The 13,910-nt window shown below is 63.7% G+C and carries 12 protein-coding genes; 10 read left to right on the top strand and 2 right to left on the bottom strand.

Features of this window, described 5'->3' with window-relative positions; translation table 11 throughout:
- The 6 genes from SH809_01775 to SH809_01800 all read left to right on the top strand — a co-directional run.
- Positions 1 to 1,110 (top strand): Tm-1-like ATP-binding domain-containing protein (locus SH809_01775; GenBank protein ID MDZ4698408.1); only part of this gene is annotated, 1,110 nt, incomplete at its 5' end.
- An 11-nt stretch (positions 1,111 to 1,121) separates the two neighbouring features.
- Complete coding sequence (locus tag SH809_01780; GenBank protein ID MDZ4698409.1) at positions 1,122 to 1,586, top strand: cytochrome c; 465 nt, start codon at positions 1,122 to 1,124, stop codon at positions 1,584 to 1,586.
- Between the two features lie 117 nt (positions 1,587 to 1,703).
- Positions 1,704 to 2,537, top strand: coding sequence for a phosphoenolpyruvate hydrolase family protein (locus SH809_01785; protein ID MDZ4698410.1), 834 nt, complete (start codon positions 1,704 to 1,706; stop codon positions 2,535 to 2,537).
- A gap of 7 nt (positions 2,538 to 2,544) precedes the next feature.
- Positions 2,545 to 3,558: a phosphotransferase gene (locus tag SH809_01790; GenBank protein ID MDZ4698411.1), complete on the top strand. Its 1,014-nt coding sequence runs from the start codon at positions 2,545 to 2,547 to the stop codon at positions 3,556 to 3,558.
- Positions 3,555 to 4,838: an enolase gene (locus tag SH809_01795; GenBank protein ID MDZ4698412.1), complete on the top strand. Its 1,284-nt coding sequence runs from the start codon at positions 3,555 to 3,557 to the stop codon at positions 4,836 to 4,838. The genes SH809_01790 and SH809_01795 overlap by 4 nt, the downstream gene beginning before the upstream one ends.
- Before the next feature lie 58 nt (positions 4,839 to 4,896).
- Entirely contained in the window at positions 4,897 to 7,812 is a 2,916-nt protein-coding gene (locus SH809_01800) for an ATP-binding protein (protein ID MDZ4698413.1), read from the top strand.
- A 3-nt stretch (positions 7,813 to 7,815) separates the two neighbouring features.
- On the opposite strand, the gene uvrC is transcribed toward SH809_01800, so the two are convergent.
- Positions 7,816 to 9,666 (bottom strand): excinuclease ABC subunit UvrC, encoded by a 1,851-nt coding sequence (gene uvrC / locus SH809_01805; protein MDZ4698414.1) that lies wholly within the window; start codon positions 9,664 to 9,666, stop codon positions 7,816 to 7,818.
- A gap of 123 nt (positions 9,667 to 9,789) precedes the next feature.
- Between uvrC and SH809_01810 the strand changes: the two genes are divergently transcribed.
- The gene (locus tag SH809_01810) at positions 9,790 to 10,890 is read left to right on the top strand and encodes a glycosyl hydrolase family 18 protein (protein ID MDZ4698415.1); all 1,101 of its coding nucleotides are present in this window, start codon (positions 9,790 to 9,792) and stop codon (positions 10,888 to 10,890) included.
- A gap of 237 nt (positions 10,891 to 11,127) precedes the next feature.
- Complete coding sequence (locus tag SH809_01815) at positions 11,128 to 12,048, top strand: restriction endonuclease (GenBank protein MDZ4698416.1); 921 nt, start codon at positions 11,128 to 11,130, stop codon at positions 12,046 to 12,048.
- On the opposite strand, the gene mce is transcribed toward SH809_01815, so the two are convergent.
- Positions 12,030 to 13,022, bottom strand: coding sequence for a methylmalonyl-CoA epimerase (gene mce / locus SH809_01820; GenBank protein ID MDZ4698417.1), 993 nt, complete (start codon positions 13,020 to 13,022; stop codon positions 12,030 to 12,032). The genes SH809_01815 and mce overlap by 19 nt on opposite strands.
- Before the next feature lie 48 nt (positions 13,023 to 13,070).
- On the opposite strand from mce, the gene SH809_01825 reads away from it, so the two are divergent.
- Together SH809_01825 and SH809_01830 are read left to right on the top strand one after the other, a co-directional pair.
- On the top strand, positions 13,071 to 13,574 hold the full coding sequence (locus SH809_01825) for a hypothetical protein (protein MDZ4698418.1): 504 nt from the start codon (positions 13,071 to 13,073) through the stop codon (positions 13,572 to 13,574).
- The gene (locus SH809_01830; GenBank protein MDZ4698419.1) at positions 13,574 to 13,705 is read left to right on the top strand and encodes a hypothetical protein; all 132 of its coding nucleotides are present in this window, start codon (positions 13,574 to 13,576) and stop codon (positions 13,703 to 13,705) included. The genes SH809_01825 and SH809_01830 overlap by 1 nt, the downstream gene beginning before the upstream one ends.
- Positions 13,706 to 13,910 lie beyond the last annotated feature (205 nt).

The raw sequence follows: 13,910 nt of genomic DNA on the forward strand, positions 1-13,910 counted from the left end.
ATGGACGCCGGCGTGATGGAGGGGATGGGGGAGGGTGCCGACATCCCGCCCGAGGCCGTCGCCGAGGCCGGCGGGGCCAGCCTGGAAGCGCTCCGCGACCGGGGCGACCGGGGGCTCGCCGTCGAGGCTATGATGCGCGGGGTGCGGGTGCTGGCGCAGGACCTGTTCGCGGCCGGCCGGTTCGATGCCGTGCTGGGGCTGGGCGGCGGAGGGGGGACGATGATTGCCACGGCGGCCATGCAGGCACTGCCGGTGGGGGTGCCCAAGCTGATGGTGTCGACCGTCGTGGCGTCGGACGTTCGCCCCTACGTGGGCGTCAAGGACATCACCCTCATGTACTCGGTGGTCGATATCGCCGGCATCAACGCGATTTCACGGCGGGTGCTCGCCAACGCCGCCGGCGCCATCTGCGGCATGGCGCGGCAGACCGTCCCCGAAAGCGGCGACGACCGGCCGGTGGTCGCCACGACGATGTTCGGCGTCACCACGCCCTGCGTGACGGCGCTACGCGACCGGTTCGAGATCGAAGATTACCAGGTGATCGTCTTCCATGCGACCGGCTCGGGAGGACGCGCCATGGAGGGGCTGATCCGCGACGGATACATTGCCGGCGTGGCGGACATCACCACCACCGAATGGGCCGACGAACTCGTTGGCGGCGTGCTCTCCGCCGGCCCGGAACGCCTCGACGCCGCCGGGCGCGCCGGCATCCCCCAGGTGGTGTCCGTCGGCGCCCTCGACATGGTCAATTTTCACGCGATGGATACGGTACCAGCGGCCTTCGCCGGCCGGACGTTTTACCGCCACAACCCCAATGTCACCCTCATGCGGACGACCGCCGACGAGAACCGTCGGCTGGGCGAGGTCCTCGCCCGGAAGGTCAACGCGGCGACGGGGCCAACCTGCGTCATGCTTCCCCTCCGCGGGATCAGCGGGATCGATGCCCCGAAACAGCCGTTTCACGACCCGAAGGCGGACGCCGCGCTGTTCGACGCGATCCGGGAGCACATCGAGCCGCACGTGACCCTCCGCGAACTCAAGCTCCATATCAACGACCCCGCTTTCGGTTTTGCCCTGGCCGAGCAGCTGCTCGGCATGCTGGAAGCCTGATCCCTACCACAATGCCCATGATCCTCGGCTACATGCGCTGGGTGTTGCCGGCCGTCTGCGGCGCGTTCCTCATCGCCGCCGCCGCCGAGCGCGCCCCGCTCGCCGGACCTTCCCCCGATGGCGAAGAAGTGTACCTGCATAATTGCATGGACTGCCACCAGGACGGCGCCGGCACACCAGGCCTCGTTCCCCCTCTCGATGGCGCCCCCTGGGTCGATGGCTATCCCGACCGCATCATTCGCGTCCTCCTCAACGGATTAACGGGCGAAGTGGTCGTGGAGGGCGTCACCTATAACGGCGTCATGCCCGGCTGGCGCAATCTGCTGAGCGACGAAGAAATTGCCGCCGTGCTCACCTACATTCGCTCCGCCTGGGACAACGACGCCGGCCCCGTCACGCCCGAAGAAGTGGCCACCATCCGCGCCGCCACCGCCGATCGAACGACCCCGTGGACGGCCGCGGAGCTGGCGGATTAGCGATTCGTGAGTAGCGGTTAGCGAATAGCGATTTGAAGTCGGGCTACAGGTTAATAAACAACTCACTTTTCCCTTTTTACTTTTAACTTTTCCCTTTTAACTTTTCACTTCCCTCCCATGCCTTTTATCCCTTACCACGAGTGCCTCCGCCGGCTGCGGCATGAAATTGCCTCCGGGCGGCCGATCATCGGGACGGGGGCCGGCACCGGCATCTCCGCCAAGTTCGCCGAGCGCGGCGGGGTCGACCTCATCATCATCTACAACTCCGGCCGCTACCGGATGGCGGGGCGTGGGAGCGCGGCCGGCATCCTGGCGTACGGGGATGCCAACGCCATCGTCGTCGACATGGCCGGCGAGGTGCTGCCCGTCGTCAAAAACACCCCCGTGCTGGCCGGCGTCAACGGGACCGATCCCTTCCGGATGATGCACGTCTTCCTGAAACAGATCAAGGAGATGGGCTTCGACGGCATCCAGAACTTTCCGACCGTTGGCGTGATCGACGGTAATTTCAGGCAGATCCTCGAGGAGACCGGGATGAGCTACGATCTTGAGGTCGAGATGGTGCGCATCGCCCACGACATGGAGATGCTTACGTGTCCCTATGTGTTCGATGTCGAGCAGGTGGAGAAGATGGTCGACGCCGGCGCCGACGTCCTCGTCACCCACATGAACACGACCGTAAAGGGATCGATCGGCGTGACGACGACGGCGCCCTCGCTCGACGAAGCCGCCGAGCGCATCCAGGCGATGTGCGACCGCGCGAAGGCGCTCCGGCCAGACATCATCGTGCTCTGCCACGGCGGTCCGCTCGGCGAGCCGGAGGACGTACAGTACGTGCTCGACCGCACAAAAGGCGTCGAGGGCTTTTTTGGGGCGTCTAGCGTCGAGCGGCTGGCGACGGAGGTGGCGATAGAAACCCAGGCGGCCCGATTCAAAGCACTCAAGGTCTGACGCCCGTATGGACATTGAGGCTCCCGATCAGCTGGCCGAGTATCTACAGGCACGCGGGCTGCTGCCCGTGGGGGAGGAGGCCGACATGCGCGTGTTGGCCGGCGGCGTCTCCAATAAAACGGTGTGGCTCCGCCGGCCCGAGCCGCCGCACTGGGTGCTGAAACAGGCGTTGCCCAAGTTGCGGGTGAAGGACGACTGGTTCAGCGACCCGTCGCGCATCCATCGCGAGGCCGAAGGGATGCGGGTGCTGGCCGGCCTGGCGCCGGCGGGCGTCATCCTGCCGTTTGTGTTCGAGGATGAGGCCGCGCACATCCTGGCCATGGATGCGGCGCCCGAGCCCCACACGAACTGGAAGAGCGACCTGCTCGCCGGCGTGGTTGAACCTTCGCTCGTGGACGCTTTTGGCCGTATTCTGGGGCAGATCCATCGCCGGTTCGACGCGGCGACGTACCCGGTCGATGGCCGGCTGCGGGACCGATCCTTTTTTGAGTCGCTACGCCTGGCGCCCTACTACCAGGCCTCGGCCGATCGGGCGCCAGAGGCCGCCGCGTTTCTGGAGGTGCTCATCCGGGAGACCCGGGCGACGGCCATTACCGTCGTGCACGGCGATTACAGCCCGAAAAATGTGCTCGTTCACGCCGGCCGGCTCATCCTGCTCGACCACGAAGTCATCCACATCGGCGACCCCGCGTTCGACGTCGGGTTTTCGCTGACCCATTTTCTGAGCAAGGCCCATCATCTACCTGAATACAGAACGTCTTTCGTCGACGCGGCGCGCCGGCACTGGGCGGCGTATGCCGGCGAAGCAAGAGGAGCCGCCTGGTTCGATGGGATGGAGTCGCGGGCCGTCGCGCACACGCTGGCGTGCCTGCTCGCGAGGGCGGTGGGGCGGTCGCCGCTGGAGTATTTGGATCCGGAAGAACGCATGCGTCAGCGGGATGCGGTTGTGAAGCTGATGGGGCGACCGCCGGCGTGGGTGGAGGGGCTCATCGAGGGTTTTTTAAGGGAGATCCATATATGACGATCATCGATCAGCTCGAAGGCTTCGAGATCCTGGACAGCCGCGGCCGGCCGACGGTCAAGGCGCGCTGCGTGCTGATAAGCGGGGTGGTGGGGGAGGCTTCGGTGCCTTCCGGGGCGTCGAGTGGGGCGGCTGAGGCGCACGAGCTTCGGGATGGCGATCCGCACCGGTATGGTGGGCTGGGATGCCGGCAGGCGGCCCTGCACATCGACACTGAAATCGCCGGAGCGGTGCAGGGCGTGCCAATACACGACCAGGCCGACCTCGACACACGGCTGATCGCGTTGGATGGCACCCCGAACAAAGGACGGCTGGGAGCAAACGCGGTGCTGGCGGTCTCGATCGCGTTTTGTCGGGCCGTGGCGGCCGAACGTCGGGTGCCGTTGTATCAGCATCTGGCTGAGCTGGTGGGCGCCGAGCCGGCGTTACCGCGGCTGACCGTCAACCTGTTCAGCGGAGGGTTACATGCCGGAGGTCAGGTGCCAGTACAGGACGTGCTCGTCGTCCCCGCCCGTGCCGCCACAATCGACGAGGCATTGTCGACCACCTACGCCGTCTACCAGGCGGCGGCCCGGCTGGCGCGGGAGCGGTACGCCTACCGGCTGCTGCGGGCCGACGAGGGGGGGCTGGCGCCGCCGTTTCCGAACGCCGAAGCCATGTTCGCACTGGCGGTCGAGGCCATCGAGGCCGCCGGGTTTCGGCCCGGGGAAGATGTCGCCCTGGCGATCGACGTCGCCTCCAGTCATTTCTACCGGGACGGGCTGTATGCGCTTGGCGGGGCGCCCATCGATAGCGCCGACATGATCGAGCGGGTGGCCGGCTGGGTCGATGCCTACCCGATCGTGAGCGTGGAGGATGGGCTGGCGGAGGAGGACTGGCCCTTGTGGCCGCTATTACAGGAGCGACTTTCGGGGCAGGCACGGACGGTGGGGGATGACCTCCTCTGCACGAACCCGGCCCGGATCCGACGGGCAATAGAAGCCGGGGCGGCGGATACCCTGTTGCTGAAGGTGAACCAGATCGGGACGTTGACCGAGGCGGCGGAGGCGTGGCGGCTGGCGCGGGAGGCCGGCTGGCAGGTGACTGTGAGCGCGCGCAGCGGCGAAACGGAGGACGATTGGCTGGCCGACCTGGCAGTGGGATGGGCGGCAAACCAGATCAAGGTCGGCTCCATCACCCAGTCCGAACGGCTCGCCAAGTACAACCGGCTCCTGGCGATTGAGCGGCTGGATCCGCTGCCGCTGGAGCCCTGGCCGGCGAAAAGGCTCCCCGGCGTTTAACAATCGACCGGTAGGACGATACAGATCGTGTATGTTTCATCCATTGTTCGTCAGGGCCTTGAGCTACGTCCGAATCCTCCTGTTACTGGTAATCTGGACTTCGAGCCGGCATGCGCATGCGCAGGAGGGACCGGAGCGCAGGGTGCTGCGCACAGTCGCGGCCATCCGGGCGATTCCCTCGCACGAGGCGGATGCGGCGTTTCCGATCGATGTAGAAGGCGTCATCACGTATTGCGGCGCGCGCGACAGCCGGTACTGCTTCCTGCAGGACGAGACGGGGGGCACTTTTATGGAAGATCCAGGTGTATATCCTCCGGCCGGCACCCGGGTACGGGTACGAGGCGTCACGACGAGAGGGTGGTTCGCCAACGATATCCGGGCTGGGAGCTCGATCCAGGTATTGGGAAAGGCGCCGTTGCCTTCCCCTTCCCAACGTCCGATCTTGTATCTCCTCGCCGGCCTGGAAGATTCGAAAGTTGTGGAGATTGATGCCATCGTGGCGAGTGTTTTCGTCAATCCAGACACGCTGCTGAGCAACCAGCACCAGGGGACGACCTTTCGACTCGTCGTAGGCCAGGAGACGATCCTCGCCAACGTCAACTCGACCGTCCCGCCTGCCGGCCTCACCGGGGCCCACGTCCGCGTGAAGGCCGTCGCCGGGGGTGTATTTAATCAGGATCGACAACTCACTGGCATTGTCCTGTATGTTCCTGACTGGGATTGTGTCCGAGTTATTGAACCCGGGTATACACAACCCGAGCAGATCGCTCTTTCCCGAATCGACGAGGTCGGGCAGTTCGATCTTCAGTCGGTCTCGCTTTTTCGACGCATCCGAGGTATTGTCACCCACAGGACGCATGAGGGGTTCTTTTTTATCCAGGACGATTCCGGCGCCTTGCGGGTGGAACCCACAACGGCTTCTTCGCGGCGTATCGCACAAGGGGACAGCGTCGATGTGATCGGCGTGATCAAAAAGGGTGGAATTGCTCCATATGTTGCTGAGGGCAACGTATTCGCCAACAGCAAGGCGCGTTTGGCGCCGGCGCCGATGGCCCTCGCGCTGGATGGGGCATTGGAGACAGGCGTCGAGGGCCGGCTGGTCAGCTTGACGGCCCGGCTCGAGGAAGCCAGAGTACTCACGGAAAGAGCCCAGCTGTCGTTGCGATCGGGCGGGGTGTCCTTCGACGCTCTGTTCCAGGGCACGACGGCGGGGTCAGTCCTCAAGCAGCTCAGGCCGGGCGCCACGGTTCGTGTCACAGGCATCGTGGCGCTCGAGTTTTTGCCGCGGTTCGATGAGCAACCCGTTGTCGGGCCCATCACCCTGACGTTGCGCGACGCCGGCGACATCGCGGTGTTGAAGAACGGCACCTGGTGGAACCGGGAGCACACGCTTCAAGGAGCGATAGGACTGTTGGTGGTGGTCGTCTTGATCCTGGTCTGGAACGGCACCTTGCATCGGCGTATCGAGGCTCAAACAGGCACCATCCGCGACCAGCTCGACCGCATGGCTGAACTGAAATCCGCCGCCGAGGACGCGAGCATCGCCAAAAGCGCTTTCCTGGCGACGATGAGTCACGAGATCCGGACGCCCATGAACGGCGTTATCGGGATGGCAAGCCTGCTCTCCGGCACCAAATTGGATGAAGAGCAGCGAGACTATGTGGATACGATGGCCAGCTCCGGCCAGGCGCTGCTGTCGATTATCAACGATATCCTGGATTTTTCCAAGATCGAAGCCGGCAAGTTCGATATCGATCCCGAGGAGATGGACCTGCTCGATCTCGTGGAAGAGGCTATAGACGTAGTTTCGCCACGTGCGGCCGAAAAAGGGTTGGATCTCGTACTGCGGATCGGGCCGGGCGTACCCCGCCGGATCGTGAGCGATTCCGTCCGCCTACGCCAGATCCTCATCAACCTGCTGTCAAATGCGATCAAGTTCACATCGATGGGCGAGGTACGGCTGGACGTCGTCGATGACGGGGTGGATGACAAGGGGCACCACACGCTTCGCCTGAGCATCACCGATACCGGCATCGGCATCCCCGCCGGCCGGCTTGCGCATCTGTTCCAGCCGTTCACGCAGGTGGATGCCACGACGTCTCGTCGCTTCGGCGGCACCGGTCTCGGCCTGGCGATCTCGAAACGCCTCGTGGAACTGATGGGCGGCGAGATCACGGTAGTGAGCATCGAGCGGATGGGGTCCACCTTTTCATTCACGCTGTATGCTCCGGGAGTCGAGTTCTTCGACGAGGCCGACCGAGCCCGCCGGATCATGCTGGAAGGACGCCGGCTCTGCATCGTCGATCCCAATACCTCCAACCGCAATGGGCTCGATCTCTTCCTGGCCACCTTCGGTCCGCAAGTCGTAACCGCTCCGACGCTGGACGAAGCATTCGACGCGTGTGGATCGCATCCGCCCGATCTCTTGCTGGTGGACGAACGCGTGTTTGAATCCGCCTCCGCCAGCCTCCCCGATTTCTGGCGGGATGTGCCGGTGGTGATGATGACGGCCATCGACAGCCAGGGTGAGGGGCTGCCGGGAGCGATTACGGTCTCGAAGCCGGTCAAAATCAAGCGGCTCATGAGCGCCATCGAGCGGGCGTTTGAATCGACGAAATCGCCGGCCCCGCTCGCTACTCGTCGCGACAGTGGACCGGTCCGCCTCCTCGTGGTCAGTCCGAACCGCGTCGAGCGCCGGATACTGGCCAGGCTGCTTGCCGATCTGGGGTACGAAAACGACGAAGTCGGCGATATCGCCTCTTTCCTGGGGATGCGGCAGGCTGTGGAGTACTCACTTGCCATCGTCGACGAAGTCCTGCTCGGCGCCTTCGTCCGAGCGCAGGGCGATGGGCCACGGATCGACTTCATCGCGCTCGGCGCCGGCGCCGGCAAGCCGTACATCAGCCGGCCGGTCCAACTCCCCGAGTTGCGTGAAGCGCTGGCGGCGTGGAAGGCGAGTATGCCGCTGGTATAAAGGTCAATCGGGCGGCTGGAAGAAGGCGAACACCTTTTCGGCGGTCTTGCGCCCGATTACGCCGGCGAGTTCATCGAAGCTGGCTTCTCGGGTGCGTTTGACCGACCCGAAGGTTTTGAGCAGCTTACGGGCCGTCTTCTCCCCCACGCCGGGGATCTCGTGGAGGGCCGAGTGGAGGGTGCTCGTTGTCCGTTGCTTGCGCTGGAACGTGACGGCGAATCGGTGCGCCTCGTTGCGGATCCGCTGGAGGAGCTGGAGGGAGGCGCTCGTGCGCGGAATCATCACACTTTCCTGATCGCCGGGGAAATAGACCTCTTCGAGGCGTTTGGCGAGGCCGACCACCGTGAACTTCCCGTAGACATCCACCTCCTTGAGCGCCTGGGCGGCGCTGGAGAGCTGCCCCTTGCCGCCGTCGATCACCACGAGGTCCGGCCAGGGTCCGTTTTCCTCGAGCAGCTTCGCGTAGCGCCGGGAGATCACCTCGTGCATAGACGCGAAGTCGTCCGGCTTGCCCTCGGCGCTGCGGATCTTGAAGGTGCGGTAGGCGCTTTTTTTGGGCCGGCCGTCCTCGAACACCACACACGACGCCACCGTGCCGGTGCCGCCGAGGTGCGAGATATCGAAACACTCGATGTGGCGGGGGAGGGCGCTCATGTGGAGGTCGCGCTGGAGGGTCTTGACGGCGTGGGGGATACGGCCTTCCTCCTGCTGGGCCTTCTGGAGTTTGTATTCGTCGAGCAAGAGTTGCGCGTTGGACTCCACCATGCGGTTCAGGCCGGCCTTGTCGCCCCGCTCCGGCGCCTTGATGGGCACCTTTTTGCCCCGATTCAGCTGGAGCAGCGCCTCGAGCGGTTCGATGTCGGTGGGGAGGACGGAGACGAGCACCTCCTCGGGGAAGAAGGTCGACTCCGTGTAGTAGTGCTCCAGGAAAGCCTGCATGAGCTCCTCGTCGGTCCGGTCCTCGATCTGGCGTAAATACTTGTGTTGCCGGCCGACGACGGTGCCCTCGCGCACCTTGAAGAGCACCCCGCAGGCCGTGTTGATCTCGCGGTCGACCGCGATCGCGAAGACGTCCCGATCGACGAAGTCCTGGCTGACCATCCGTTGCTTCTCCGAGTACTTCTTGAGGGCGACGGCCTGGTCGCGCAGCGCCGCGGCGTCCTCGAAGCGCATCAGTCCCGCGAGGCGCTGCATCTCGTCCTCCAGGTGGCGGATCAGTTCGCGTGTGTGGCCGTTCAGGAGTTTTTCGATCTGGTGGATGGTCTGGGTGTAGGACTCGGGCGTCTGCTCTCCGATACACGGCCCGAGGCATTTTTTGATGTGATACTGGAGGCAGACCTGGTATTTGCCGGCGGCGATGGGCTCGGGGGCCAGGTGGAGGCTACACGTCCGGATTTTGAACAGGCTCCGGATCGTGCCCAGCATCAGGTGCATGTTCTTGACGTCGGTGTACGGCCCGAAGTATCTGGAACCGTCCCGCAGTACGCGGCGTGTGGGGAAGACGCGTGGGAAGGGCTCGTTCTTGATGCAGATGAACGGGTAGGTTTTGTCGTCGCGCAGGTTGATGTTGTAGCGCGGCTTGAGCTTCTTGATAAGGTTGTTTTCGAGGATCAGCGCTTCGGCCTCGGTGTCCGTGACGATGACCTCGAGGTCCGCTATCTTGCGGACCATGATATCCAGCCGGCCTTCGCGCGGGCGGCTCTCCAGGAAATAGGAGCGCACGCGGCTGCGAAGGTTCTTCGCCTTGCCCACATACAGCACCTGTCCGCCGGCGTCCTTGTGCTGGTAGACGCCGGGCCGCGCCGGCAGGTTGGCCAACTTTTCGGCGAGCAGGGTGTTTTCGGTGGGTTTCAATTGATTTTGGGGCAGAACCAGGGCATCTGGCTACGCTACGGACACGCGATGGCGTGTCCGTATGAAATGGGAGAATCAGAAGGCATGAAGATCTGGCATCCAGCCCGCCTTTTCAACGTCCGAGTGCGACGACGTTCCGTCGCCGGCGTGCTGGCAGTTCTGCTGCTGGCCGGCTGCGGCGTGCCCTCCCGGGAAGATATCGGTTTTCCGGTGCTGGGGTATTACGCCTGGTGGATGGCCCCGCACGACGCCGAGATCGATCTGACCTACATCGACACGCTCTTTTTCTTTGACCTGTCGATCGACTCCACCGGCGCGGTGATCTACGACCGGGGCTGGCCCGAGGCCTGGCAGCCGCTCATCACCCGTGCACGCGCCACCGGCACCCGGATCGTTCCGGTAGTTACCCTGCCGGACGAGGCCAGCTTCGTGGCGCTCTTCCAGAACCCCGAGGCCGTGGCCCGGTTGCGGTCCACCCTCGTGGCGCTCGCCCTCGATCCGGCGTCGGCCGGGCTGCATATCGACTTCGAGGTGTTCGAGCAGGTGCCGGCTGGGGTGGCGGAGCGGTTCGTCGAGGTTGTTCGGGAGGTCCGAGCGGACTTGGTCCGCTCGGGGGCGCATGTGATGCGCCCGTACGGGGCTGCGGGGCTTTCGATCTTTTTGCCGGCGTTTGATTATGCCGGCGTGTTTGATGAGGTGGCGCTGGCGGCGGCGGTGGATTACGTGGTGGTACAGGGGTATGACATCCACTGGCGAGAGGCGCCCCGCGCCGGCCCGATCGCCCCGCTTCGGGGATGGGAGGGGCAGAACTGGGAGGCCATCCTCGCCCGGTACGACGCGCTGGGCATCTCGCGAAACAAACTGTTTTTCTCCGTGCCCTACTACGGGTTCGAATGGCCTACCGAGACCGACCTCCCCGCCGCCGCCACGCGCGGGCCCGCGCAACTCGTCACCTACGCCCCGTTCGACTCGCTCATGCCCCCCGACTTCGCCGTCCCGGCCACCCATCGCATCCGCGAGTCCGGTCACCGCCGGGACTCCCTCAGCGGGGTGCCTTACTATACCTACGAGGCCGCCGATGGCTGGTACCAGGGCTGGTTCGAGGACGAGGAGAGCCTCCGCCAGAAATACACCTTCATCCGCAGTAATCGCCTCGCCGGCGCCGCCCTGTTTGCCCTGGGGTACGACCGGGGGAGGATGGAGCCGGCGTTGTGGAAGCGGTGATGATGTTCTTTATTGGTGTATTTCTGTTCAAGGTGGTACATTCCTCATTGAGTGCGTACGTCATCTCCCGGTGAAGCCAGGGGCAGGCTCCCAAACCCGATCGCGTGCGTGTTGAGGAAATCGTGTCACTTTATGTAAAGTGGTTTTATAATAGCAAAAGCATACTTATTTCGTCATTCCCGACCCCGATCGGGGATCCAGTCGAATTGCAATTATCTCAACTGTGCATTTTCTTTGATGGCCATTCCCGATTATCAAACCCTCATGCTGCCCGTCCTCCAACTGGCCGCCGATGGGCAGGTGCATAAGTTCAGTCAGTCCGTCGAGGCCCTGGCGGAACGGTTCAAGCTCACCGAAGAGGAACTCGGCGAGTTGTTGCCCAGCGGGACGCAGGCCGTTTTTAACAATCGCGTAGGTTGGGCGAAGTCGTATCTGAAACAAGCCGGCCTGTTGGTCACACCACGGCGCGGGTTTTTTACGATCACACCGCTGGGAAAAGAACTGCTGGCATCAAATACCGAGCGGATCGATGCCGCTACGCTGGCACAATTTCCCCAATTTTTAGAGTTCAAAAATCGCCGGCGGGATCGAAGCGAGGAGGGTGCGGCGGTTACCGATCTCGATGAGACAGAAACCCGGAAAACCCCTGAGGATGCGCTGGCTTCTGCGTACCAGGCGCTGAGAAAAGTCCTCGAGGAGGAGCTTCTGGGCATGGTAAAGGAATCCGCCCCTTCCTTTTTTGAAAGGATTGTGATCGATCTGCTTGTGAAGATGGGCTATGGAGGCAACCGGCAGGATGCCGGCAGGGCCATCGGCAAAAGTGGTGATGGTGGGATCGATGGCATCATCAACGAAGACCGGCTGGGACTCGATGTGATTTACATTCAGGCCAAACGATGGGAAAGCGTTGTGGGGCGACCGGAGATCCAGAAATTCGCCGGTGCACTGCAGGGACAACGGGCTCGAAAAGGCGTGTTTATCACGACGTCGAGTTTCACGAAAGAGGCCCAAGAGTACGCTTCGTTCATCGAAACGCGCATTATCCTCATCGACGGGTTCCAGCTTTCCAGGCTGATGGTCGAGTACAACGTCGGCGTCTCCACGGCAGGGCAGTACGAAGTGAAAAAAATTGACTCCGACTATTTCGACAACGGGTGACGTTCGGACGCCATTCCGAGTCGGAACCGTTGATCCGCCAGCCACTGCAATGCTGGGTGCGCGGCGCCCCACGCCCAGTCCGGGGTAATCGCCAACCGTGCTTCCGGGTAGCGCTCCAGCATTCGCACGGCGTCCGCCGGCGTAAACGCGGGGTCCGTATCCAGGGCGGAAAGGAGGACCGGGGCCTTACTTGGCGTCACTGGCATGGGGCGGGGCGCATGGGCCACAACCGCCGTCACCCGCTCCGGCGCAATCGCCGCCAGGTGCAGCGCCACCGTGGCGCCCAGCCCGAACCCGAGAAGGGCGGCGATTGGCCAGTCATACACATCCAGCACCCGAATTACCACGCTGGCCTGTTCCTCCAGCTCACGAGAAGTCGGCTCCCTGTCCACCAGGTCCATAGTGTCCACCGCCACCACCTGCCAGTCTTGCGCCAGCCCCTGCGCCAGCCCCATCCGCCCGGCATCGGGCAACACGAGCAGTCGGGGGGTGCCGTCACGGCCGGCTGCGTAGGTCCTGATCGAGCGCCCGCCCACATCGATCATCCGGGGCGCCAGGGTTAGAGGTTGCTGTGCGCAGAATTCGATCAGCACGCCGCCGGTCGAGCGGGGATGCAGGAAAAAGATCTTCTTGCCGTCGGCGCCAGTTTTTGGACCTTGGCCGAGCACCTCCAGGCCGGCCGCCTTCGCCCGTTCCCACGCCGCGTCGATGTCCGCCACTTCAAACGCCAGATGGTGCAGCCCCTCGCGGTTGTTCTCCAGGTACTTCGCGATGGGGGAGTCCGGCGCGGTGGCTTCGAGCAACTCCAGCTTGGCCGTGCCGGCGGAGATAAAATGGGTGCGCACCTGCTCCGAGACCACGTCCTCCACCATATACACGGGCACTCCGAGTACCTTTTTCAGGATTTCCGCCGTAAACGCGGCGTCCGCGACGGCGATTCCGATATGTTCGAGGCGAGGAGGGATGGTGTTCATGGGATGCCGTATATTCCGCACATCTAACGATCACGAGGCATACCACCGATGCGACACAAAGGTTTGATTCGCTCCGCTGGCCTGGCGCTGGTTCTATCAGTCGGCCTGGTTTTCTCAACGCCGGCCGTCGCCCAGTCTGAACAAGAAGCCGTCATGGCCGTCATCACCACGTTGTTCGACGGCATGCGCGCCGGCGACGGCGAGATGGTCCGCGGCGTATTCGCGGAGGGCGCGTCGATGAGCAGCGTGGTCGAACGTGACGGCGTCACGTCGCTCAACCCGGGCTCCCCGTCCGGCTTTGCCGACGCCGTCGGCCAGCCGCACGACGAGGTGTGGGACGAACGCATCTGGGACGCCGTGGTGTATGTGGACGGTCATCTTGCATCCGTCTGGACGCCCTACGCCTTCTACCGGGGAACGGCGTTCAGCCACTGCGGCGCCAACTCGTTCCAGCTGATGAAGGGGGCGGACGGGTGGAAGATCGTGTACCTGGTCGACTCGCGCCGGACGGAGGGCTGCGAGATCCCCGAAGCCGTCCAGCAGGGCCACTGATGGAAGTCGATGATACCCCGTACGAAGGCCCCGAGCCGGACGACCTCTCGGGCTGGAACTGCCTGCTCACCATCCTGGGCGTCAACCTGATGATGTTCATCATCGCTACGTATGTGGCGCGGTGCTGGTGAGGGATGGTTGGCAGGTTGGCAAGTTGCAGGTTGGCAGGTTGGCAAGTTAAATACGCGTCGTAATGAATACACAGAATCTTTTTCTCGGTCGCCGGCGGGCGTTGAAGCTGCTGGGGGTTTCGGGCGCGGCGGGGGTGGCGGGGGCTTGCCAGACCGAGGCGCCGGCGCCGGAGGCGTTGCCGCCCTCCTTTTTTAAAGACACGAC

This window comes from Rhodothermales bacterium (assembly GCA_034439735.1).
In the GTDB taxonomy this organism is placed as follows: Bacteria; Bacteroidota; Rhodothermia; order Rhodothermales; family JAHQVL01; genus JAWKNW01.

Excerpts from the sequence above, each read along its gene's own strand:
- SH809_01780 (MDZ4698409.1), top strand. The coding sequence starts at position 1,122 with ATGCCCATGATCCTCGGCTACATGCGCTGGGTGTTGCCGGCCGTCTGC.
- SH809_01785 (MDZ4698410.1), top strand. The coding sequence starts at position 1,704 with ATGCCTTTTATCCCTTACCACGAGTGCCTCCGCCGGCTGCGGCATGAA.
- SH809_01790 (MDZ4698411.1), top strand. The coding sequence starts at position 2,545 with ATGGACATTGAGGCTCCCGATCAGCTGGCCGAGTATCTACAGGCACGC.
- SH809_01795 (MDZ4698412.1), top strand. The coding sequence starts at position 3,555 with ATGACGATCATCGATCAGCTCGAAGGCTTCGAGATCCTGGACAGCCGC.
- SH809_01815 (MDZ4698416.1), top strand. The coding sequence starts at position 11,128 with ATGGCCATTCCCGATTATCAAACCCTCATGCTGCCCGTCCTCCAACTG.
- mce (MDZ4698417.1), bottom strand. The coding sequence starts at position 13,022 with ATGAACACCATCCCTCCTCGCCTCGAACATATCGGAATCGCCGTCGCG.
- SH809_01825 (MDZ4698418.1), top strand. The coding sequence starts at position 13,071 with ATGCGACACAAAGGTTTGATTCGCTCCGCTGGCCTGGCGCTGGTTCTA.
- SH809_01830 (MDZ4698419.1), top strand. The coding sequence starts at position 13,574 with ATGGAAGTCGATGATACCCCGTACGAAGGCCCCGAGCCGGACGACCTC.